This window comes from Phormidium sp. CCY1219 (assembly GCF_035615515.1).
Taxonomy (GTDB): Bacteria; Cyanobacteriota; Cyanobacteriia; order Cyanobacteriales; family Laspinemataceae; genus CCY1219.
In genome coordinates this window covers 1-201 of the sequence record NZ_JAJENT010000590.1, presented here as the reverse complement: position 1 = coordinate 201, position 201 = coordinate 1, and the positions used below count along the sequence as shown (strand labels likewise).

Sequence of the window (201 nt, the reverse complement as noted above, 5' to 3'; positions counted from 1 at the left end):
CTAAGCAATTCCGTCACCAGAACTACTCGTCTTCAAAACCGGACTTGAGACTTTCACCTCATCCGGGGACTCAACAGCTTGGCCTTTGTCATAGGTACCGAGGCTACCATCGGTGGCAGTCTTGACATCGTGGCAATGTCTATGGAGAAGTTGGAGGTTTTTGTATTCATCCTTTCCACCTAGGGTTTCTGGGATGATGTG

Annotated in this window: 1 protein-coding gene; it reads right to left on the bottom strand. The window is 48.8% G+C overall.

What is annotated here, in order from left to right; translation table 11 throughout:
- A partial coding sequence (locus tag LKK83_RS16605; protein ID WP_324632345.1) for an HNH endonuclease occupies window positions 1-201 on the bottom strand: 201 nt, incomplete at its 5' end.